This window comes from Bacillus cereus group sp. BfR-BA-01309 (genome assembly GCF_022664315.1).
GTDB lineage: Bacteria > Bacillota > Bacilli > Bacillales > Bacillaceae_G > Bacillus_A > Bacillus_A mobilis.
Window position 1 is genome coordinate 296,291 of record NZ_JAKUHE010000001.1, and the last position, 23,211, is coordinate 319,501.

Below are 23,211 nucleotides of genomic sequence, written 5' to 3' on the forward strand. Positions count from 1 at the left end.
TAATAGATATATTAGTTATAGTTGGGGAGAATCATCATATAATGATACTGAACGGTATCCAACCTGTTCCCCTATTTTTTTCAAAAGAGAGCACTTATTGTGAGAGTGCTCTCTTTTGTTTTCACTTTTTGAGAAGGACAAGCATATATTGGATAGAAGGACAGGCTTACAGGTTTGTAATTTATTTTATTTTAATGCTAATTGAAAACTACTTATCACATTAAGGGAGTCCCTTCTAGCACAGGTGCTTTCTTTTTATTGAATAAAATGGACATTTGAGCAGATAATGCTTCCGGGGGCTACCCGCCACTTAACGTCCTAACGGACTGTTTGAAGTGAGGGCTTCTCGGTTAATCATTACTTTTGATAGCTAACGAATTTGTCTTAAGACAGCCGAGCTAACTTGTTTTGTCTTCTAAGTCGATACCAAACTTCTTCAATATGTTCAAGTAAAACAATCGGAAATTCTTCTATTGTATAGTCACGCATTAGAATTTGGCTTTTTTGATTGAAGGGATATACTTTTCTGAAATACAGCTGAAGTCAATGCCTTTGCTATGCAAGTGCAATTCCTATCCAAATAAAATGACGTTTGTTCTTACTTTAAATAAATTGGCGTTCTTTTATAAAGTTTTTTAGCTTACTTCTGCATAAAGAAAAGACACTGTACAGTGATTTTTTCTATTGATATAGCTCTAAAGAAAATGATAACAGTTTGCATTTATATTGAAAAATTTTAATTATAAAATATAAAGTGTTCATTTTAACAAATTAGTTATTTAGTAAGCAAAAAAATAGGAGTGCCTGAAGAGCACTCCATTATGCCAATGACAACACTATAAAAATATATGAGTGGTTTAACTAAATATGTTTTTATTTTTATATTTTAAACAAAATCCTTTTAAAAATGAAAGAGCACCCTGAAAAGTGCTCTTTCATCTAAACATACATTGAAAAAGAATACACGACATTGTATTTATGTTTTTAATGGTGGTGCAATTTTGAAACAAAACCTTTATTAAAATTAAATCAACCTCAAGCTGCGCTTCAAGGGGGTGAAAATCGAGAAGTATTATTAAGTTGGAAGTAAAGTTATTGCAATTGTCGATACTATAATAATAACTGTTAGGAATTTTAATAGTATAACTAATTATTGATTATAAAAATATATGAATTTCAAGAAATTGAACAAAAACGTTACTTTGTACGTCAAGCTAGTCAGTACAATTAAATAACGGCTTGATGAAAAAAGAAGCCCTGCATGAAATGTTTTAGTGCTTGACTAGTATAAGTTATGTCATACTCACAAGCGATTTTAACATGGATTTAGAGGTAAATAAATTGGAGAATGTGTCCAATTGTTCTGTAGCCATTATTTTAAACAAGAAAACTATTTGGTATGTAATTAGAAGAGCACTTAGGAAAGTGCCCTTTTGTAAAGATTATTCAGTCTAAAAAGAGAGGATACAATATATCATATGTAGTCATGTTTGTTAATTGTGTGTCTTTTATAAAAAAAATTATTTTGTCATAAATAAAAAGGTGGTTCTTTTTACAACCATCAACCAACTTTCTAATTCAAGTGAAGATCTTAATTTATATAAAAGCGCAGTTAGTAAAAGCTAACTGTTTATTCTAAAGATAACAATCTTATGTGTTTATGAAGATCTATGTGATTTAAATTATATAAGAGCGAAATAAAAGATAACAGTCCTTCTAAGGTGACATATATCGTTGCAACTCTTTAGAAAAAAATTATTTTCATTAAAATGCTTGTGGTACGTCTATTATGGATAATATTAAACCGAGAATATCGCTAACCGTGACTGAAGTAGTTATTAAAAATACTCATTGGACTTATATAGTTTTGAAGGCTAAGGCATCTATGATGGGGAAGTACCAACAAAGCACGAATTTTACAGCCTAAGAAGAATTTTTTTGAAATTTGCAAGTTATGAACGCGACTATTATTATTTTTTCTTTAATTAATGACTTTGGTCATAGTGGCAGTTTGATTGACGTGTAAAAGAAAAAATACAATGAAGATTTTTAACAGAAGAAAATAAAAAGTTATAACATGTTTTAAAACGAATAGTTTAACACTTGAAGTAAGAGCTCTATTGCATTTGTAACAGCAAATGAAGCTCATGTGTTTGTGAAGTGAAAAAACAAGAGCCGTCCTTAATCAATTGGACAGCTCTTGTTTTTGTAAAATTTTAACAACTACTTCCAACTCTATATTCTGCATTAAACAATAAAAATTATCACGAGATTGTTTATTATCTATAAGACATTCAATTGTTTGAAGAATATGTCCCTTCACAAATAAAGTACCTTTGTCTATTACAATTTCTTTTGAATGCGAATCTGCTCTCTCTGTTCTCTTTGATAACAATAATTTACTTTCAGTTAAAATAACATCTTGTGAAATGTTTTGAAAACCTTTAATCCTATTCTTAAAATCTATCACTTCTTGTAAGCTAATTTCTGTTTTATATCTACCTAATTCAATTGGTAATTCACCTGTTATATAGTTCTCAAATTCTATATCTTTATTCTTTACTATGAAATTGTGTATAGGAACCCATGATGATTCTACTTTATTTATTCTTGGAATATCACTCGTATTTTTTTTTATATCCAATTCGAAAAGAATTCTATTTTCAAAAATCTTAGAAGAAACCATTTTACAATAGGGCTCTTCATAATAATAATTTGAGGTAGTTATTAATTGTGTCTCTAATTCATGGAATTCATTATTAATATTGTTATTATCAAATAGAAACACTTCCTGTCTTCTTTCGCTCAAAATAGGATTTGTCAAAAAATCTGTTACTTCTGACACAACAGAAAAAGGTGTTTTTACCACCATAGAATTCCCTCTATTACTTTGCCTCATTTCAGAAAATGCATTCTCTTTTTCTTTTTCGTTTTCTTTTTTTTGTTTTTTCTTTGAAACTAATTGCTCATTTAAATTTTTAATCTTATAAATTTTATGCCCCATATTATTACCAGACCATGGCTTATTCATCAGTAAAACACATCCCATCCGATGAATTTATAACTAAATCCATTTCAGTTATATACACTCATTGTTAATATTATGTATGTTTTATCAAAACAGAAAAGACATTATCTTCTATAAAGAAGATAATGTCTTTTCTGTTTATTAAACAATACCAGCTCGTACTTGTTGTACTTGCAACACTTTTAGTGTAAGATCTAACACAATTTTTTCACGTAAAGCATCAAATGTTGCTTCTAACGCTGTTGGACATGGAGAAAAATCTAATTCATAAAAATTAGCACTGATTATTTCAACAGTAGGTTGTTCGTTATAAACTACATGATTTTCGAAGAAGTATTTATCCAAACGAGGTAAATCGCCATCCTTAGGATTAATAAAATGAGAAGCTGTATCTGAAGAAGCTGCAATTAAAGGTAAAGTGAAAAAATCACCTTCTGTTAAATCTGCAAATCCAGAAAAAGGAACATTAGCAATACGATCATATAAAGCTGCATTACATTCACCAGATGCATATTCAATATTTTTACGAATATAACCTGATACAAATAATTTTGCTCTTGTAACACGACGATAAGGCGTACCTTCTACTGGAGTAAATGCTACAGGAACTAATTTACCTTGTGTTAAAAATACATTTTTTAACACACGTTTAATTTCAGATGCCGGTGGATCTAATGGAACATCTGCTTCTACAACAATTTGAAGTGTTCTCTCCGCTAATACAACTGGAACTTTTATTATAGGATTTACCGTAACAATAGGTTCTGCTGGTGCATTAGATAAAGGTGTTTGTGTTTGACTGAAAACTGGACACGGAACAATAATTGGACACTGTTCATTTGACATTTAATAATTTTCCCCCTTAAAATAAATCGAAATTTTAAACGTTCGCTATTATAATATGTATTTTCTCTAGTAATGAGTGGGTTTTTATAGTAGTCTTTTTTATCATTCTGTTTCTTGAATGTGGATTCGAAAGGTAGCATATATGTTTTCTCCTATTAATAGGATATGTGAAAAGAAGCCGTATGAAACGAAAAGGTATTTTAGAATAAAAAAACATAGAAAAATAATAATACTTCATTTTTTCATACTTAACAAATGCAAAGTAAAGAAACTGGAAGAGTTAGTAGCAAAGCGTGATGTATTTGTGAAGGTTTATGTGATTGCAAGTATATAAGAGCGAAATAAAAGATAACAGTCCTTCTAAGGTGACATATATCGTTGCAACTCTTTAGAAAACAATTCTAGTTGATCAATAATCGGTAAATTCAAATTAAAAACACCATCCTTTCCTATAATTCTACAGAAAAGATAACGTTTTTGGAATTTCAGTAGTTAATGGCCATGTATAGTGGGGCTTATAGGGAAGAAAGCCTTAATAATATTTAAATAAAAATTATTAAATCTTAATATATTCTTTAGTTATTCCTATTAAAATTTATATTGATTATACAAGAAAGGAATAATTATGATGTTTAGAAGAATGTTAAGTCGTAAAATAGTGTTACTTTTGCTAATTATGGCGGCTATTTTAACTGTAGTGTATTTTTTTATGAATAATAATTATATAAAAAAAGTCTCTAAAAATATCGAAGAAACTCATCAAATATATGAAGAGAATAGACTTTAAAAAAGAGACTACAACAGTATGAAGTAGTAAATGCACGAATTTATATGTTGAAAAATGATAAAGAGAATTTAGAAAAACTATACAATAAGAATAAAGAATTAAAGGAACAAGGAACGCATAAATTTATGAATGCTACTGTAATAAATCGTACGTTGGACAAATGGTATGATCGGGTTGCTATTGATAAAGGGGCACAACATGGTATAAAGCGTGACATGTCTGTAATTACAACAGACGGTTTTATTGGGAAGGTAGAAAGTGTAGAGCAGTTTACCTCTATCGTAAATTTGATGTCTAAAGATGAAAGAACGAATCGTTTGGCAGTAACATTGCAAACTGATCAATCTATTTTAGGGTTTGTTACAGGGTACGATGAGAAGAAGAAAGTTCTTAAAATTGAAAACATCCCAAAAGATAAGGCTGAAAAAATTAATAAAGGTGATAAATTTGTTACATCTAGTCTAAGTACGAAGATAATATCTGGTCTTGAAGTAGCAGAAGTGGTGGATCAAGAGTCAGATAAATATGGTCTTACTCAAATCATTTATGCCAAACCAAAAGCAAATTTGTATGATTTGGAACATGTTATTTTATTAGAGTAAAAAATAATGTATAAGTGCTAACAAGTATGCAAACGAACTTGCTAACACTTATACAGAATAGACATAAATTATCGCTGATATGTCTTCTTTAAAACAGCTTTAATTAAAGAGATCACACTTATACGAATTGCTTATAAAAATATTCGCGATATGACTGATATAGATGCAAGAGAATTTAAAGAGTTTGATGATGAATTGGATGTAGATATAATGAAAATAGAAAAGAATGATTTAATCTTTCTGCTTTAAATAATAGTAGACAAATCCTACTCGTTATATTGATCAGGATTTGTCATTTTTTCATGTAAATAAGGATATCCTTTGTCATGTATCTTTTCTTTTATGTATTTACTTTATTTACATACAGGATTAAGATATTTTTTAGAAATACAAAATCTACATCCTATGGAAAAGCAATATGAATTGATTCAAAAGAAATTTGAAAGGAATGAGGAATTGTGAAGAAATTAGATGTGTTATTAATGCTATTAAGCGGCCTCTTTCCAGTTGCAGGAATTATGAAGCAAATCCCACTTGAACAATCTTTATATATTGGAGGCCTATTATTTTTTACTAGTTTCGGTAGTTATTTCGCGAAAAAAATATATTCACGTATATGTAGTTGGATAGCGTACGCGCCATTCATAACACTACTGTTAGTCATTTGGCATCAAGATATTTCAATAAGTTCCATAATAGCGAATGCGAAAATTGCCGCTTGTATCGCTTTAATTCCATGTTTATTTCGTTTTCGTACATATGGACTTACTTTAGGCTTATTCTCATTATGGGCCGCTTTACTATGGGATATTAAAGAAGTACAGTCGTTAGTTATACTTGAACGTATGTCGAGTTTAATGACAAGTCATTACTTATATCTTCTACTGTTAGTTGGAGGACTTATATTAGGTGGATTACTTGCGATGTTATTACATCGTAATGAGCAGGATGATAATAAAGAAAATATAAATCTATTTCAACAAAAAAAGAAACGCAAAAAATTATCATTTAAGATTCCACTTCCAAAATTACCGAAAGTAAAGATAAAATTATTTAAGTTTGGTGGAAAAGCATTAAAACGAAAAACACCAGAAAACATACGTGAGCATAATTACGAAGAACCAGCTTCAGCTGCAACTGCAACATATGAAATGACAGAGCAAATACAAAAATATAAAGAAGGTACTGTTCAAGGACAAACGAGGATGGAACGTCGTAGGAATAGGTATAATGTATAAAACATTTCAGTAAACCCTTTAATGATGTATCATTAAAGGGTTTTTTTATGTAATTAAATATAGATTGCTAATGTGGAAATTGTAGCATACTCTAAAGTTGAGGACTTAAATAAAATAATGGGAGGACAAAATGCTTATTATTACATATATTTCGGTCTGTATATTGTTTTTAGTTAGCTTTTTACATGTTTACTGGGCTTTCGGAGGTAGGTGGGCGACAAATAGTGTCATTCCAACAAAAGCTGGAGAAAAGGCGTTTACACCAGGTACAGGGATGACATTTTTCATTGCGCTATTATTAAGTATGGCAGCAATAATTTTATTACAACAAACGAATGTTGTTTATTTTGCATTTCCTAATATTATCGTTCAAATGGGATCCTGGATTTGTATGATTGTGTTTTTCATAAGAGTAATTGGTGAGTTTCATTATTTTGGTATCTTTAAGCGAAAAAAGGATACGCAATTTGCTAAAATGGATACTGTTTTATATATACCACTTTGTGCATTTTTATCTTTATCATTCTTACTAGCAATAATATCGTGAACATAAAATAGTACCTACTTACTTTTAAATAAATATACGTGAATTAGCAAGGAGTAAAAGTGAGAAATCTAGTAGGAAATAAAAAGGATGTAAGCGTCTTCTTATCGAAATATAGATTATTATGAAAGGCGGTGACACTATGAAGTATGTAAAAGTATGTATGAATGGCGGAAGCGAACACAAATTCTCGATGACTTTAGATCGGTTTGAAGAACTTATTACTACAGAGAATGGACTATTAGAAAATAAATTAGTTAGTATTGAAAATGTAATGATTAATCCTACTAATATATCTTCTGTAGTTGAAAAAATTGGTGTACCGGCTAAATTTATGGAAGCTTAAAAACGGTACATAAAAAACATCCATAGGGATGTTTTTTTATTTATAAATATGATAATTGTACAATGAATATATGAGCAAAATTTTTAGCAATACGTATACATTTGATGTGTAATAGGTGCACAATAAAATAAGTACAAGCATATATTATCTAGTAGGGCAAGACCTTCGTGTCCTACTTAATACTCAGAAAAAACCTCTATCACATGAGAGCATCCAATTGCAGGGTGCTCTTTTTTATTCAGCGCTTTAACTTTCAATTTTAAACATATCTTTGATGTTAATAAATATTAAAAATAATATAATAGCAAAAATTAAGTTAGATAAATAGAAATTTTGATGAAATAGTAATTCGAAGATGACATCGAAAACATATAATAAGGCGATGGTAGGTAATATACAAATAAATAAAAATCTCCAATTCTTTAGATAATGTTTATAATTAGTAAATACTTTTTCCATAAACATAGCTCCTGTATTTTTTATTTTCTATATAATTATACATTTAAATAAAAGGATTTACAAAAAATATTTAGCTATTAATAATTTTATTTAGCTGTAGCAATCTAAATAATAAATGCTTTTACTTAAAAAAACTTTTAAAGAACTATACTAAAATGATAAACTATAATCTACGTTAGTTTTGAAATGAATAGAGGGATTTACATGATAGATAAAATTAAAAATGCTGTAGATGATATGTACGAAGATGAAGCAAAACATTTACTTCAAAGTATTCTAATACAATTAGATGTATTAGACGGGAATTATAACGAAGATATGATAAAAAATTTAACGAGTATTCCTAAGCAATTGACAAGTCATGCGACTCAGGAAAAGAACGTAAGAAAAAGTATACACATTCATATCGCCTTTGATGATTCAACAGCTGGTTGTTTAAAATATATGTTGAAACAGGAAGGATTACTTGAGGAGGGTGTAGTTTCATTCTCTGAATTTTTTTCAATTGGGCTTGTTCATCAATTACATACAAATGAAGGTCAATTAGCAAGAAAAGAGTGGTTATTAAATAACTTAACTTCTTATGATTGTTATTTTGAAGAAGAGTATTTACCAAAATTTAAGGAAACTTTAGAAGTTCTACATTCAATTCCAAATGAAACACCAATTACCATTTGGAAGGCAGATAACGCACATGAACATGTAGGCTTAAGTTTTGTAATTGCACAATTAAAAGATAAGAAAAACATTCGCGTTATTAATACGTCTGAAGCAAGTAAAGAAATATTAAAACAAGAATATGATATTCGTGGAACTGGAGAGTTAGCACCTGAAAGTTTAGCTCTAATTCAAAAAAGTTTTGTAGAATTGCCGTATTTAACTGTAGAGAATCGTATGCAGTTTGAACATGAGTGGGATAGTCTATCGAAAAGTACGGAATTTTTAAGAGTTTGGACAGACAATGAAGTGCGTTCTGTACAAGAAGATTATTTTGATCAATTTATTGTTGAATGCGCTAAAAATATAGGTGCTGATCAAGAATTCCTAAAAGCTCCTAGAGTAATTGGTGAAGCGCTAGGTCATGTAGAGCAGTTAGTTGGCGATACGTTTTTAGAATATCGCTTAAAAGAATTAATTAAACAAGAAGTATTTGAATTTGAAGGTTCATTAGATGAAATGCGTTTCTATAGTGTGAAATTAAGAAAATAATACATCAATTCCGTTTATGAAGAAGCTCGTATTTTTAAATACGAGCTTTATTTTTTATTAAATTTAGGCTATACATAAGCTTCCTATAGAGGGCATATCACATATGAATGTTAAAGGTACTGAATGAAAAGTAGGTGATTTGTTAAAATGTATAACCAACAAAATTATCCATATGATCAAGGGATGTATTATAATTCACAAAACTACGGGTATGAATCTGTAAATGAAGTAAGAGAAATGGAACAAGAAGATTATAGACCAGATGATGCGGAAGATGCTCCAACGTCACCACCACCGTCTCAAGCGCCATCGTTACCATCTACATTTTCTTCTCCAGCGCAAGCAGGCAATATGAAATCCTGGATGTGTAATTGTCTAGGAAGATGGGGCTATTTACGTTTGCATCGTCCTGGACCTTTCGGAAGGGACTTATGGTTCTTCCCGACTGAAGTGAGGAGAAATGGGGTTTCAGGTTACACTTGGCAAGGTGGTCGCCGTCGTAAAGTAAGTTATCGCTATCAACAAATTAGTAATTTCATGTGTTTTGCGTAAATAAGAGTGAGAGAGTAGAAGGGCTTTACTCTCTCACTTTTTTATTTTTCAATATAAGAAGTAAGATTTTGATTAAAAATTTACAATTTTCACGTTTTTATTAGAGTATAATGCAACTGTTGGTTCGTTTTCAAAAAAATGAGAGTGAGGGGATACAATGTCAATGAAAAACAAAGTTGGGCAAAGAATAGAGGATGGTATTAATTTAGCTTCAGCGCAGTTTAAAGAAGATGCTTATGAAATTTATAAAGAATCGCGAAAAATACAACCTATATTATTTGTAAATGAAGTTGAACTCGGTAAAGAATGGCTCATTACAAGATATGAAGATGCTCTGCCACTTTTAAAAGATAATCGTTTGAAAAAAGATATGACAAATGTGTTTCCTCAAGATACAACGAACATGTATCTTTCCGTTGATAATAGTGATCATTTAACAACTCACATGTTAAATTCAGATCCACCTAATCACAGTCGTTTACGATCTTTAGTTCAAAAAGCTTTTACACCGAAGATGATTACACAATTAGACGGGAGAATTCAGAGAATAGCGGATGATTTAATAAGTGAGATAGAGCGGAAAGGAACTTTAAATCTTGTGGATGATTATTCGTTCCCTTTACCGATTATTGTAATAAGTGAAATGCTTGGTATTCCAAAAGAAGATCAAGCGAAATTTAGAATTTGGTCTCATGCTGTTATTGCATCGCCAGAAACACCTGAAGAAATAAAAGAAACGGAAAAACAACTATCTGAGTTTATTACATATCTTCAATATATAGTTGATGTAAAACGAAAAGATCCAAAAGAAGATTTGGTTAGCGCGCTAATACTTGCAGAAAATGAAGGGCATAAACTTAGTGCTCCAGAGCTATATTCAATGATAATGCTATTAATCGTAGCAGGACATGAGACAACAGTGAATTTAATTACGAATACGGTATTAGCACTTCTTGAAAATCCAAATCAATTACAGTTATTAAAAGATAACCCAAAATTAATCGATTCTGCAATTGAAGAAGGATTGCGTTATTATTCTCCAGTTGAGGTTACAACTGCAAGATGGGCAGCTGAACCTTTTCAAATTCACGAACAAACAATCCAAAAAGGGGATATGGTTGTCATTGCATTAGCTTCGGCAAACCGCGATGAAACAGTATTTGAAAACCCAGAAGTATTTGATATTACTCGGGAGAATAATCGTCACATTGCCTTTGGACATGGTAGCCATTTCTGCTTAGGCGCCCCACTTGCTAGGTTGGAGGCGAAGATTGCTATTACTACTTTGATTAATCGGATGCCTGAATTACAAATAAAAGGGAATCGTGAAGATGTTAAATGGCAGGGGAATTATTTAATGCGTTCTTTAGAGGAATTACCATTAACATTCTAGAATATTTATTTTTAGACATGCATACATAGAAAATGATTTACATAGAGTATGTATGTGTTATTTAAATTCGAAACGGAAGGGTGAAAACATCCCAATGATCAACTAATTCTATTTGTAAGAGATCTTCGTTAAAAAACGAAATATTCTTCTGAATAGGGTTAGTCTGTACATGTATAGAAAAGGGATGTATTTCGCTCTGCGAATATATAGTCTTTTTATATGATTTGTGCTGCCTCCTGTTCAGAACACGAAATAGGAGGCCTTTTTATGTCGAAAAATGTAGTAACGAAACAAAATAATGGGGTATCACAAGTATTGAAAAATAGATTTGTACAGGGAATTTTAGCTTCAGCATTATTTTTACAAATTGGAATATGGGTTCGAAACTTTGCCGTATTACTGTATGTAATGGAAATGACGAAAGGTGATGCTTTTGCTATTTCAATGATTTCAGTAGCTGAATTTGCTCCCATTTTTATTTTCTCATTCATTGGTGGAACTTTTGCTGATAGGTGGAAACCAAAGAAGACAATGATATGGTGTGAGACTTTAAGTTCTATTTCCGTATTCGTTGTATTAATTACACTTATGTTTGGAACGTGGAAAATCGTATTTTTTGTCACGCTTATTTCTGCAATCCTTTCGCAGTTTTCTCAACCATCGGGTATGAAGTTGTTTAAACAACATTTATCAACGGAACAAATCCAATTGGCGATGTCTATATATCAAACGATATTTGCGATTTTTATGGTGTTAGGGCCAATACTAGGAACGTTTATTTTTCATAGTTTTGGAATTTATATTTCAATCATCATAACAGGTATCGCTTTTTTACTTGCAGCAGCAGTGTTGTTATTTCTTCCGAAAGATCTTGAGAACGATAATGAGAAGAAAGAAATCACGCTATTACAGGAAATGCTAGACGGTATTAAATATGTAAAAAAGAAAAAAGCATTAACTTTGCTAGGGCTTTGTTTTATGGCCGCAGGACTAGGTATCGGTTTAATTCAGCCACTGGGTATATTTATTGTAACTGAACAGTTAGGGCTATCAAAAGAGAGTTTACAATGGTTACTAACAGTAAATGGTGCAGGAATGATTGTTGGTGGAGCAATTGCGATGATATTTGCCAAAAATGTTGCACCGCAAAAGATGTTAATTGTAGGGATGCTCGGTCAGGCGATTGGCATTGGTATTATAGGTTATTCGACAAATTTATGGGTGACACTTACAGCACAACTTTTTAGTGGTTTAGCTCTCCCATGTATCCAAATAGGCATTAATACGCTCATTATTCAAAATAGCGATACAGATTTTATTGGAAGGGTAAACGGTATTTTAAGTCCATTATTTACAGGATCAATGGTAGTAACGATGAGTATTGCGGGCTCATTGAAGGAGATGTTCTCATTAAGTACGATGTATGAAGGTACAGCTTTACTTTTTATAATTGGATTATTATGTATTTTACCTATATATAATTTAAAACCAGTAATAACGGTAGAAAGTGAAATAAATGATAAAGGAGGTGCTGCGCAACATGAATCCTAATCCAAATGTTAAATATCCTATTGAAGGAAATCAAAATGTCCATTTTATAAAAAATACAGTAACAAAAGCTAATATACTAGTTGGTGACTATTCTTATTATGATGCGATAGATGGAGAAACATTTGAAAATCGTGTATTACATCATTATGAATTTCTTGGAGATCGCCTTACCATTGGAAAGTTTTGTTGTATTGCAAATGGAGTTACCTTTATTATGAACGGAGCGAATCATCGGATGGATGGATTTTCGGCATATCCATTTAATATATTTGGAAATGGGTGGGAGAAGTATACACCTAATTTGTCTGATTTACCCTACAAAGGTGATACAGTTATAGGAAATGACGTTTGGATAGGTATGGATACAACGATTATGCCCGGAATAAAAATAGGGGATGGTGCAATCATTGCAGCTAAATCTGTTGTGACTAGAAACGTCGCACCATATACAATTGTCGGTGGAAACCCTGCAAATAAAATAAAAGAACGATTTACAAATGCAATTATAGAAGAATTATTGCAAATTCAATGGTGGCATTTTGACATTGAAAAAATAACTGAAAATATAGATGCGATTGTACAAGGAGATATTGAATCATTAAGAAAGCTAAAAAGGGAATAAAAAATGCAGTCTAAAGAGTATCATACCTCCGAATTTTGTTAATGATAATAGAACAAGGAGGTGTGATACTATGGCACAAGACGTTTTATGTGAAGTAAACAACTGTAAATTTTGGGCTAACGGCAATAAATGTAGTGCAGATGCAATTTATGTAGTAAGTAATAAAGGGAAACATGCATCAACTACTGAAGAAACAGATTGCAAAACTTTCGATCCAGAAATATAAAATTTTGAAGGGTAGCCAAATCGTGGTTGCCCTTTTATTAATTATAGTATTGATAATAAATCTCATTTTCATTCATTGTTTTTAACTTTTCTTTTTATTTTTTCATATTTTCTTCATGAGTGATGTAATCCAGAGCAATTCATGTTCAATACGTGATTTACTAAATTCAATGACTTCTGTAATAAAAGGTGAGCTAACATGTAAAGATTGAATAGCAGTAAGCTGTTTATGTAATACGTCTTGGCGTATTGTTAAAATTTCTTTTCTAGCTTCGTAATCAAGTTTTTCAAATAGTGCGATACGCACAAGGAATTCAGCGTTATTTGTCGCAATCTTTTCGGGAAACTCTCTTAACATTTCATAAAAAACTTCTTCTCCAGTTTCAGTTATGTCGTACATATTTCGATTTGGCTTTCCGACTTGTTTATGTATTTTTTTCGTTATAGCACCCATATTTTCGAAACGCCGAAGAGCAGGGTACAGTGTATTATGATTTAATTCGAAATTCGCACCTAACCGATTTTGAACATTTTTCTTTATTTCATATCCATGTTTTGGTCCAGTCGTTAGTTCTGCTAGTAATAAAATGTCAACATACATAAAAATCCCCCTTGTATATTTCTCAAGTTCTCCAATGAAAAATCCGCTTTAGCATATGTTAAAATAACATATGTTAGATTATACAACTTTGAACTACCGACCTATCACTTTTATTGTAAAAGAAAAGGGAGGAAAGAACTATGGCTTCGCCTGAAAATGTGATTTTAGTTCATGAAATTTCAAAGCTGAAAACAAAAGAAGAATTGTGGAATCCGTATGAGTGGTATCAATTTATGAGGGACAACCATCCGGTTCATTATGATGAGGAGCAGGATGTATGGAATGTTTTTTTATACGATGATGTAAATCGAGTTTTATCGGATTATCGCTTATTTTCAAGTAGAAGGGAACGAAGACAATTTTCAATCCCACCTTTAGAAACGAGAATAAATATAAACTCTACTGATCCACCAGAACATCGCAATGTACGTTCTATTGTTTCTAAAGCATTTACTCCAAGAAGTATAGAACAATGGAAACCTCGAATACAGTCTATCGCAAATGAACTTGTACAACATATCGGAAAATATAGTGAGGTTAATATCGTTGAAGAGTTTGCTGCAGTTTTACCTGTTACCGTCATATCCGATTTGTTAGGAGTACCAACAACTGACCGTAAAAAAATTAAAGAATGGTCTGATATTTTATTTATGCCATTTAGTAAAGAAAAATTTAACGATTTGGATGTAGAAAAAGGAATTGCGTTAAATGAATTTAAAGCATACCTTCTTCCAATTGTTCAAGAGAAAAGATATCATTTATCCGACGATATTATTTCAGATTTAATACGAGCTGAATATGAAGGCGAAAGATTAACCGATGAAGAAATAGTTACTTTTTCTTTAGGCTTATTAGCGGCAGGTAATGAAACAACTACAAATTTAATTATTAATAGCTTTTATTGTTTTTTAGTGGATTCACCTGGAACATATGAAGAGTTAAGAAAAGAACCTACATTAATTTCAAAAGCGATTGAGGAAGTTTTACGCTATCGCTTTCCCGTTACATTGGCTAGAAGAATTACAGAGGATACAAATATATTTGGACCTTTTATGAAAAAGGATCAAATGATTGTTGCATGGGTAAGTGCAGCAAATTTAGATGAGAAAAAGTTTTCACAAGCTTCTAAATTTAATTTACACCGAATTGGAAATGAAAAGCATTTAACCTTTGGTAAAGGTCCTCACTTTTGCTTAGGGGCACCACTTGCAAGACTAGAAGCTGAGATTGCATTAAGAACTTTTATAAATGCTTTTAAAAAAATAGAGTTATCGTCATCTTTCAATTTAGAAAAATGTATATTGGAAAATGAACAAACTTTGAAATTCTTACCTATTCGCTTGACAACTCAATAACCTGATCAACAAGGTGCAAAATTATTGTACCTTGTTTTTTTATTTCTCAATTGTAAATTTTTGGTGGGCTATTTAATATGGAAGTGTGTGAAAAGAGTAGAGGAGGATGCTTATGTTAACGTGTAATGGAAGTAAAACGTTTCAAACATTTATTAAAGCTGTAACGGATTTAATTGATAGTAATTTGTTAGAAGATCAAATTGTTTGTGCGATTGAAAAATTACTAGAAGAACTTTTAGAAAAGAAAACATGGCTTCCACTAGAAAAACAGAAGGCGAATTCGGCTCAATATGCACGACACCTATTATATGAAGATCCTTTAAAGCGATTTGAAGTATTAGCTCTTGTATGGAAAGATGGACAATCTACACCTTTACATGATCATGATGGTACATGGGGAGTAGAAGGTGTTTTTACAGGAAGGATAATGGTGCAGAATTTTATACAAACTAAGCAGATTGAAAATTCACTTGTTTATTTAACGCATACAGGAAATCTTTATTTGGGAGAAGGAGAAACAGATACAGTCATTCCACCAGCAGATTGTCATATTCTTGAAATAGCTGAAAACGAAAGCGTTGTCACGATTCATATTTACGGAAAACGTTTAGAAAAGTTTAAAGTATATGTCCCAACTGAAGAAAAAAATGTGTACATGTGTGAGACAAAATATATTAGTTATAATTCATAGATTAAAATCAAAAGCTTTTCTTTAAAAAGAAAAGCTTTTGATTTTATTTTTAATTATTTCTTGACCTGAAACGCTTTTCATAAATTATAAATAAGGAGTACTTCACGAGTTCAGTATGAAAACGATACCTTTTGTTTAATTTGAACTCGTGTATTTAAAGAAAGTGGTGAAGAAATAATGAAATTAATCGCAATTGATTTAGATGGAACTCTTCTTTCGGGGAATAAAATGATTAGTAAAGAGAATGCGGATGCAATTCGAAAATGTCAGGAAGCTGGCCATGTTGTAACAATTTGTACAGGGCGTTCTATCGTTGATATTGAAAGATTGTTGTTAGAGGTTAATTTAGACTGTCCAATTATTGCGGAAAATGGTGCGCTTATATATAAAGATAAAAAAATGATGAAGAGATATCCAATTGAAAATATGCAGGCACTTGAGATTATAGACTATCTTGAAGAGAATAGCTTATATTATCAGCTTTATACTAATAAAGGTGTTTATGTACCAGATTATGGCGTAGAGAGTGTGCGTAATGAGATCGAATATGTGAAGAATTCAAAAGAAAGTTTTGATGTGAAAGAGTTAGAAACGATTGCAGCATTATATCTTGAACATACAGCATTTCATAGTGCAGAAAGTTGTAAACCAATTGTAGAAACTGATATACATGTGCATAAACTTTTGCCATTTTCTTATGACATAGAAAAATTAAAAAAGTTAAAAGCAGCGTTTCTGCATAATACTGATTTAGCAATTACATCTTCATATTGGCATAATTTAGAGATTAATCATCGTGATGCCCAAAAAGGAAATGGCTTATATACTTTAGCAGAACATCTGAATATTCCAGTCGAAAATACTGTAGCGATTGGTGATGGGCTAAACGATGTTTCCATGATGGAAAAAGCGAATATATCAATTGCAATGGGGAATGCAGTGGAAGAAATAAAAGCGATGTGTCAATACGAAACATTATCAAATGAAGAACACGGTGTTGCACATGCCTTATATAAATATGTAATGTAATATAAAAAGAAAAAAAGAATCTAAATAGATTCTTTTTTTCTTTTTATTAGGGGTAAGGTATTCTATGAGATTCATAGAAGCCTTATTACTTTTTATTATATAGAATATATTGGAATAAATGTTTATATTTTTCATGTTAATTGTGAAAATTTTATGAACTTTATATTTTTTGTATTTTTATACTACTAAAGGTGATGTGTATTACTCTCATATCAAAACCATGTATGAGATGAGTAAATACAAATGGATTAAAAGTTCATTTTTCATGCGAATTCTTTTCTGTTTTTAATTGAAAAATAAAATTTGTTCGAATAATTATTCTACAGCTATATACCTAAAGGCACATTCTTCGTATAATGGAGGAGTATAAATTTTGAATTTGTATTAATTTTACATATTGAGGTGAAAAAGGAATGAATGCGCGGCTAATGGAACTTATTGATGTGAGTACAATAGAAACCATGGCAGAACAGTTTTATAAATTAACCAACATATCACATCAACTTCTTGATGCTGAAAAAGAATGTATATTTTCTTTTGGAATAAATGAGACGAAAATATGTAAACTTCCCAAAATTGAAATCCCCATTTTTTTATACAATCAACATTTAGGATCTTTTGTAGTATGGTCCAACAAAAGCGAAATTTACAATTGTCAAAAATACTTTGAAATGCTTTCAAATCTAATTATTGATGGAGCAACAAAAGTATTTCAAAGTAAAAATACAATGTTGTTTACTCGAAAAGAGGAGGAACTACATACGATTTTACAAAACATGCCTGTTATGGTTGATGCGCTTGATTATAATGGAGATTTTGTGTTGTGGAATCGGGAGTGTGAAATTGTAACAGGTTATACCGCTGAAGAAATAATAGGAAATCCAAATGCCCTTCAATTATTGTACCCAGATCATAATTATCGTCACCAAATACAAACGAAATTTTTAACTTGTGGAAAAAATTTCAGGGATTGGGAAATGCACTTAACATGTAAAAATGGTGAAATTAAAACAATCATGTGGTCCAATATATCGGAACAGTTTCCTGTAACAGGGTATAGCTACTGGGCTGTCGGTGTAGATATTACACATTTAAAAGCGATAGAAGAGCAGTTAAAACAACAAACGTCTGAATTGGAATTAATTTTTAAGGCTTTACCAGATTTATGTTTTTTAACAGAAAATGATGGCACAATTATAGATTATAAAGCAGGATCCCCTTCGAAATTTTATGTACCGGCAGAAGCTTTTATGGGAAAAAAGTTTTTCGAAGTATTACCTTCTCCAGTAGCACAGCAGTTTCAGGAAGCAATTCATCAAGTGAAGGAAAAAGGAACGAATGTAATTGTTGAATATCTACTTACAATTAATGGGAGTATCGATTTCTTTGAAGCTAGATGCTTACCATTATTACATGATAAAATAATGATCATTGTACGTGATATTACAGAGCGGAAAAAGACAGAAGAATTACTAAATAAATCAGACACACTTGCAGCAATCGGTCAATTAGCAGCGGGTGTAGCTCATGAAGTGAGGAATCCATTAACAGTCATAAAAGGGTTTATACAGTTATTCCAAATTAATAAAGAGGATCAAGAAAAATATTTTGATCTAATGCTTTCGGAAATTGAAAGAATAGAGGCGATCCTCCAAGAATTTTTGTCAATTGCTAAAACAGATGAAATGAATACAGAACAAAAAAATATTTATCAAATTTATAAAAATGTCGTATCGTTAATGAATACAAAAGCAATTATGACAAATATTCAAGTCGAATTATATGCAGAATCCAACGATATAAGTATTGAATGCTCAGAAAATCAATTGAAACAAGTATTTATTAATATTTTGCAAAATTCTATCGAAGCTATGCCAAATGGTGGGGAAATTACAATCCACATAAAAGAAATAAACGATGATGGTGTCATTGTTCATGTAATTGATGAAGGAATAGGAATACCTGAAGAAAGAATTAAGAGATTAGGTGAGCCTTTTTATAGTACGAAAGAAAAAGGTACCGGTATTGGATTAATGTTAAGTTACAAAATTATTGAAAGCCATCAAGGAAATATAAGTATTATGAGTGAGGTTGGTGTCGGGACAACAGTAACGATTTACTTGCCGAAAGTTCAGAGTAAAGAACCTCTATCAAATTGTGATGATAGATGCATATCGATACGTTCTAGCATTCATTCTTAAATAAATGATTAAATACCCAATGAAAAAAAGCTAAACTTTTTTCATTGGGTATTTTTATATTTAATTTAATAAACTTTACCTTTTCTTTACCTTTGTTTTAATTTCTATTAAGTTTTTATCGGTATATTAATATTTGTATAAAGTACTGTATAGAAAATGTGCATTACTTTTAATATATAGATTCTATTATTATGAGGAATACTGTAAGGAGGAGATTATGACAAAGTGAATAAGCAAGAGAAAAAAAGTGGTAGAGCAATACCGACGCGGTTAAACATTTTATTTCTTTGTGTATTTTTATTATTTTCTGCAATGATTATACAGTTAGGGAAAGTGCAAATTCTCGATGGAGAGACGTATAAAAATGAAGTAGAAAAGAGAGAAAATGCAACTGTGAGTCTTTCCGTCCCGCGCGGGAAAATATTTGATCGTGAAGGAAATCCGGTTGTTGATAATAAATCTTTACGAACGGTCACGTACACAAAGATGAAAGGTGTAAAATCAGAAGATATATTAAAAACTGCAAGACAACTTGCAGATATAATTGAAATGCCGCAAGAAGATATTACTAAGTTAACTGAGACAGATAAGAAAGATTTTTGGATGCAATTAAATCCGAAACTGGCTGAAAATCTAGTATCTAAAAAAGAAATAGATACATTTAGAGAGAAGGATATTAGCGGTAAGAAGCTAGATAAAAAAATAGAAGAGTTAAAAAGAAAACGAGTTACAAATAAAAACCTTCAGGAATTAACAGATAATGATATAAAAGTGTTAGCTATTAAAAGTAAGATGACTGCAGGCTATCAAATGGCTCCTCAAATTATTAAAAAAGATGTTAGTGAAAAGGAATTTACTATAATTAGTGAAGGTTTAGCGAATCTTCCAGGAGTAGACGTATCGGTTGATTGGGAGAGAGTGTATGTAAATGATGGATTATTCCGATCCGTTCTTGGTAATGTTTCTAATTCCGATGAAGGATTACCGAGTGAACGATTAGATTACTACTTGGTACGTGATTATAGCCGAAATGATAGGGTTGGAAAAAGTTATATCGAGCAGCAATATGAAGATGTACTTCATGGGGCAAAAAGAGAAGTAAGAAGCGTTACTGATAAACAAGGTAATACAATTAGAATGGAAACAGTTTCTGAGGGGAAAAGCGGTAAGAACTTAACTTTAACAATAGATATGGATCTGCAGAAAAAAGTAGAAGAAAGTATTGAAAAAATATTAAAAGCATATAAAGGTTCAGAATCGATGTTGGACCGTGCTTTCGTGGTAATGATGAATCCGAAAAACGGACAAGTATTATCAATGGCTGGGAAAAGACTTGTAGAAAAAGACGGGAAAACAGAAGTTGAAGACTATGCATTAGGCACAATGACTAGTTCATACGAGCTTGGATCAACAGTGAAAGGTGCGACAGTTTTAACTGGATTTGAAACGAAAGCTATAACACCAGGTACTTATTTTTATGATGCACCAATGAAGTTTAAAGGAACTAAGGAAAAAAAGTCTTGGAAAGAGTTCGGAAATATTGACGATTTAAGAGCGTTACAAGTTTCTTCAAACGTTTATATGTTTCATACAGCATTAAAAATTGCAGGTGTGGATTATGTGAAAAATAGCTCATTAAATATTAAACAGGAGTACTTTGATAAAATGAGGTATTATTTTAGGCAATTTGGATTAGGTGTTCCAACGGGCATCGATTTACCAAATGAAACAGCTGGACAAATTGGTAAAAAAGATAACCAACCAGGTTTCTTATTAGACTACTCAATTGGTCAATATGACACGTATACACCGCTTCAGCTTGTACAGTATATTTCAACAATCGCAAACGGTGGATACCGAATGAAGCCGCAAATTGTTCAAGAGGTTAGAGAGCAAACGTCGCAAAAAGATGAAATTGGTAAAGTCATGCATTCAGTAGAGCCAATCGTTTTAAATAAAATAGATATGAAAGAGGAATATATAAATCAAGTAAAGGAAGGATTTAGAAGGGTATTCCAAGAAGGTGATGGAACTGGGGTAAGGGCGTTCCAAAAAGCATCGTATAAACCAGCAGGTAAAACAGGGACAGCACAGACAGTTTACGGTGGTGAAAGTGATATTGGAAGAAATGAAAAGGGCGAGAGAAGGGAATGTTATAATTTAACGTTAGCAGGATATGCGCCATATGATAATCCAGAAGTAGCGTTCTCTGTTGTTGTACCATGGGTTATTAATGATAAATCTGGCATTAACTCTGATATTGGAAAAGAAGTTTTAGATGCTTATTTCGAATTGAAAAACAAGCGTTTAAGTGGAGAATCGCCAAAAATAGATGATCCTAAAGAGAATTAAAATGTACGAAGCGTCTCTAGCAATCATGTGAACTAGAGGCGTTTTTTCATAGGAATAAATTAGAAACGAGGTATAATAGGTAAAGTAGAAATAGTATATTATCTATTTAATTGAATAAAATGGGTGAAATAATTCTATTAATTATTCACCTTTTATAAAATAAATCATATATTGATAGCATAGGACAAGCTGAAAAGCTTATTCTATCCTCACAGAACACTCCTTATCACGGTTAGGCATCTACTTATGTAGATGCTTTTTTTGTTATTAACTGACAATTATTTATCAACCTTAAGTAGCAAGCATATTAGGACTATTAGGTGAAGATTGACGGTAATATTTACAGTATGATTAATAAGAGTATTGAAATGTAAGGAGTGAGAAATAAGTGCTAAATATTTTAGTGGTTAATTTTCCAGCAGAAGGACATGTAAATCCTACATTGGGTTTAGTCAAAGCCTTTACTGAACGGGGGGATCATGTACATTATATTACAACAGAACACTTTAAAGGCAGAATTGAAGATTTGGGAGCGACTGTATATACCCATCCAGATTTATTAAAGGAGATTTCTATTGATAATGAAACTTCATCTGGGCTGAATTCTTTCTTTCATGTACATGTTCAAACTTCTTTATATATATTGAAAATTACAAAAGAATTATGTGAAAGAATAAATTTTGATTTCGTAATTTATGATATATTTGGTGCTGGAGAGTTAGTAAAGGAGTATTTACAAATTCCTGGCGTAGTTTCTTCTCCTATATTTTTAATTCCGCCAGAATTTTTGGAAACTTTACCTTTTCATCCAAATGCAGAAATACAATTTCAACCTGATGAACTTTCTGAAAAGTTATTATATCAAATAGAACACGAATTTGGAGTAAAGCCCAAAAATAATCTTCAATTTATGCATAATAAGGGTGATATTTCTCTCGTGTACACAAGTCGTTATTTTCAACCTAATAGCGATGCGTTCGGAGAAAATAACATTTTTATTGGACCGAGTATTTCAAAGCGTAAAACTAATGTAGAGTTTCCACTTGAATTACTTAAAAATAAGAAAGTTATTTATATCTCAATGGGAACACTGCTTGAAGGACTCCAACCATTCTTTAATACTTGCATTGATACTTTTTCAGATTTTGATGGAATAGTTGTAATGGCAATTGGTGATAGAAATGATCGTTCTAAAATTAAGAAAGCGCCAGACAATTTTATAATTGCTTCATACGTACCCCAATCAGAAATATTAAGTGAAGCAGATGTTTTTATTACACATGGCGGCATGAATAGTGTGCACGATGCTATTTATTTTAATGTCCCATTTGTCATAATTCCACATGATAAAGACCAACCAATGATAGCACAAAGATTAACTGAGCTGGAAGCAGCACATAGATTATTGAAAGAGCATGTTAATGTGCAAACTCTAAATGAAGCGGTAATAGACGTTCTTTCAAATGAAAAGTATAAACATGGTATACGAAAACTGAATGATAGTTTTTTAGAATGCGGTGGTTCAAAAGAAGCAATCCAAGTTATTAAAGCTCTTTCAAATAAATAGTTTGGACAATATA

19 protein-coding genes and 2 pseudogenes are annotated in these 23,211 nt (G+C 31.3%); 16 read left to right on the forward strand and 5 right to left on the reverse strand.

What is annotated here, in order from left to right:
• Positions 1 to 393: 393 nt before the first annotated feature.
• The 3 genes and pseudogenes from MR115_RS01460 to MR115_RS01470 form a co-directional block, all read right to left on the reverse strand.
• A pseudogene (locus tag MR115_RS01460) lies at positions 394 to 572 on the reverse strand (Y-family DNA polymerase); the annotation flags it as partial.
• Between the two features lie 1,613 nt (positions 573 to 2,185).
• Positions 2,186 to 3,031 (reverse strand): DUF7852 domain-containing protein, encoded by an 846-nt coding sequence (locus MR115_RS01465; protein WP_098870479.1) that lies wholly within the window; start codon positions 3,029 to 3,031, stop codon positions 2,186 to 2,188.
• A 138-nt stretch (positions 3,032 to 3,169) separates the two neighbouring features.
• Positions 3,170 to 3,874 carry a CsxC family protein gene (locus tag MR115_RS01470; RefSeq protein ID WP_097820096.1) on the reverse strand — a complete coding sequence of 235 codons (705 nt, stop codon included), beginning with the start codon at positions 3,872 to 3,874 and terminating at the stop codon, positions 3,170 to 3,172.
• A 628-nt stretch (positions 3,875 to 4,502) separates the two neighbouring features.
• On the opposite strand from MR115_RS01470, the pseudogene mreC reads away from it, so the two are divergent.
• The 4 genes and pseudogenes from mreC to MR115_RS01490 all read left to right on the forward strand — a co-directional run bounded on the left by mreC (position 4,503) and on the right by MR115_RS01490 (position 7,391).
• Positions 4,503 to 5,263 (forward strand): annotated as a pseudogene (gene mreC, locus MR115_RS01475) (rod shape-determining protein MreC).
• A 458-nt stretch (positions 5,264 to 5,721) separates the two neighbouring features.
• Positions 5,722 to 6,501, forward strand: a complete 780-nt coding sequence (locus MR115_RS01480) for a DUF3959 family protein (protein WP_242239431.1) — start codon at positions 5,722 to 5,724, stop codon at positions 6,499 to 6,501.
• Between the two features lie 130 nt (positions 6,502 to 6,631).
• The gene (locus MR115_RS01485) at positions 6,632 to 7,048 is read left to right on the forward strand and encodes a DUF3995 domain-containing protein (RefSeq protein ID WP_242239432.1); all 417 of its coding nucleotides are present in this window, start codon (positions 6,632 to 6,634) and stop codon (positions 7,046 to 7,048) included.
• A gap of 139 nt (positions 7,049 to 7,187) precedes the next feature.
• On the forward strand, positions 7,188 to 7,391 hold the full coding sequence (locus tag MR115_RS01490) for a hypothetical protein (protein WP_000878362.1): 204 nt from the start codon (positions 7,188 to 7,190) through the stop codon (positions 7,389 to 7,391).
• 246 nt (positions 7,392 to 7,637) lie between these two features.
• On the opposite strand, the gene MR115_RS01495 is transcribed toward MR115_RS01490, so the two are convergent.
• Positions 7,638 to 7,850: a hypothetical protein gene (locus MR115_RS01495; RefSeq protein WP_000416570.1), complete on the reverse strand. Its 213-nt coding sequence runs from the start codon at positions 7,848 to 7,850 to the stop codon at positions 7,638 to 7,640.
• Between the two features lie 204 nt (positions 7,851 to 8,054).
• Between MR115_RS01495 and MR115_RS01500 the strand changes: the two genes are divergently transcribed.
• The 6 genes from MR115_RS01500 to MR115_RS01525 all read left to right on the forward strand — a co-directional run bounded on the left by MR115_RS01500 (position 8,055) and on the right by MR115_RS01525 (position 13,403).
• Complete coding sequence (locus MR115_RS01500; protein ID WP_242239433.1) at positions 8,055 to 9,059, forward strand: DUF1835 domain-containing protein; 1,005 nt, start codon at positions 8,055 to 8,057, stop codon at positions 9,057 to 9,059.
• A gap of 147 nt (positions 9,060 to 9,206) precedes the next feature.
• The gene (locus MR115_RS01505; protein ID WP_061678513.1) at positions 9,207 to 9,611 is read left to right on the forward strand and encodes a hypothetical protein; all 405 of its coding nucleotides are present in this window, start codon (positions 9,207 to 9,209) and stop codon (positions 9,609 to 9,611) included.
• A gap of 157 nt (positions 9,612 to 9,768) precedes the next feature.
• Positions 9,769 to 11,004: a cytochrome P450 family protein gene (locus MR115_RS01510; protein WP_061678514.1), complete on the forward strand. Its 1,236-nt coding sequence runs from the start codon at positions 9,769 to 9,771 to the stop codon at positions 11,002 to 11,004.
• 267 nt (positions 11,005 to 11,271) lie between these two features.
• Positions 11,272 to 12,555, forward strand: coding sequence for an MFS transporter (locus MR115_RS01515; protein WP_242239434.1), 1,284 nt, complete (start codon positions 11,272 to 11,274; stop codon positions 12,553 to 12,555).
• Positions 12,545 to 13,177 (forward strand): Vat family streptogramin A O-acetyltransferase, encoded by a 633-nt coding sequence (locus MR115_RS01520; protein ID WP_242239435.1) that lies wholly within the window; start codon positions 12,545 to 12,547, stop codon positions 13,175 to 13,177. Before MR115_RS01515 ends, MR115_RS01520 begins: the two co-directional genes overlap by 11 nt.
• A 70-nt stretch (positions 13,178 to 13,247) precedes the next feature.
• Positions 13,248 to 13,403 (forward strand): DUF1540 domain-containing protein, encoded by a 156-nt coding sequence (locus MR115_RS01525; RefSeq protein WP_000046092.1) that lies wholly within the window; start codon positions 13,248 to 13,250, stop codon positions 13,401 to 13,403.
• Between the two features lie 102 nt (positions 13,404 to 13,505).
• Here MR115_RS01525 and MR115_RS01530 read toward each other — a convergent pair whose 3' ends face one another.
• Complete coding sequence (locus MR115_RS01530; protein WP_242239436.1) at positions 13,506 to 14,003, reverse strand: PadR family transcriptional regulator; 498 nt, start codon at positions 14,001 to 14,003, stop codon at positions 13,506 to 13,508.
• 140 nt (positions 14,004 to 14,143) lie between these two features.
• Between MR115_RS01530 and MR115_RS01535 the strand changes: the two genes are divergently transcribed.
• From MR115_RS01535 to MR115_RS01560, 6 genes are all read left to right on the forward strand, one after another.
• Positions 14,144 to 15,358, forward strand: coding sequence for a cytochrome P450 (locus tag MR115_RS01535; protein WP_242239437.1), 1,215 nt, complete (start codon positions 14,144 to 14,146; stop codon positions 15,356 to 15,358).
• 112 nt (positions 15,359 to 15,470) lie between these two features.
• A complete protein-coding gene (locus MR115_RS01540; RefSeq protein ID WP_098324584.1) occupies positions 15,471 to 16,049 on the forward strand; it encodes a cysteine dioxygenase family protein in 579 nt (192 codons plus the stop codon).
• 177 nt (positions 16,050 to 16,226) lie between these two features.
• Complete coding sequence (locus MR115_RS01545; RefSeq protein WP_242239439.1) at positions 16,227 to 17,078, forward strand: Cof-type HAD-IIB family hydrolase; 852 nt, start codon at positions 16,227 to 16,229, stop codon at positions 17,076 to 17,078.
• 413 nt (positions 17,079 to 17,491) lie between these two features.
• Positions 17,492 to 19,279 carry a PAS domain-containing sensor histidine kinase gene (locus MR115_RS01550; RefSeq protein WP_242239440.1) on the forward strand — a complete coding sequence of 596 codons (1,788 nt, stop codon included), beginning with the start codon at positions 17,492 to 17,494 and terminating at the stop codon, positions 19,277 to 19,279.
• A gap of 225 nt (positions 19,280 to 19,504) precedes the next feature.
• Entirely contained in the window at positions 19,505 to 21,631 is a 2,127-nt protein-coding gene (locus MR115_RS01555) for a peptidoglycan D,D-transpeptidase FtsI family protein (protein ID WP_242239441.1), read from the forward strand.
• 388 nt (positions 21,632 to 22,019) lie between these two features.
• Entirely contained in the window at positions 22,020 to 23,198 is a 1,179-nt protein-coding gene (locus MR115_RS01560) for a macrolide family glycosyltransferase (protein WP_242239442.1), read from the forward strand.
• The last annotated feature ends 13 nt before the right edge of the window (positions 23,199 to 23,211 follow it).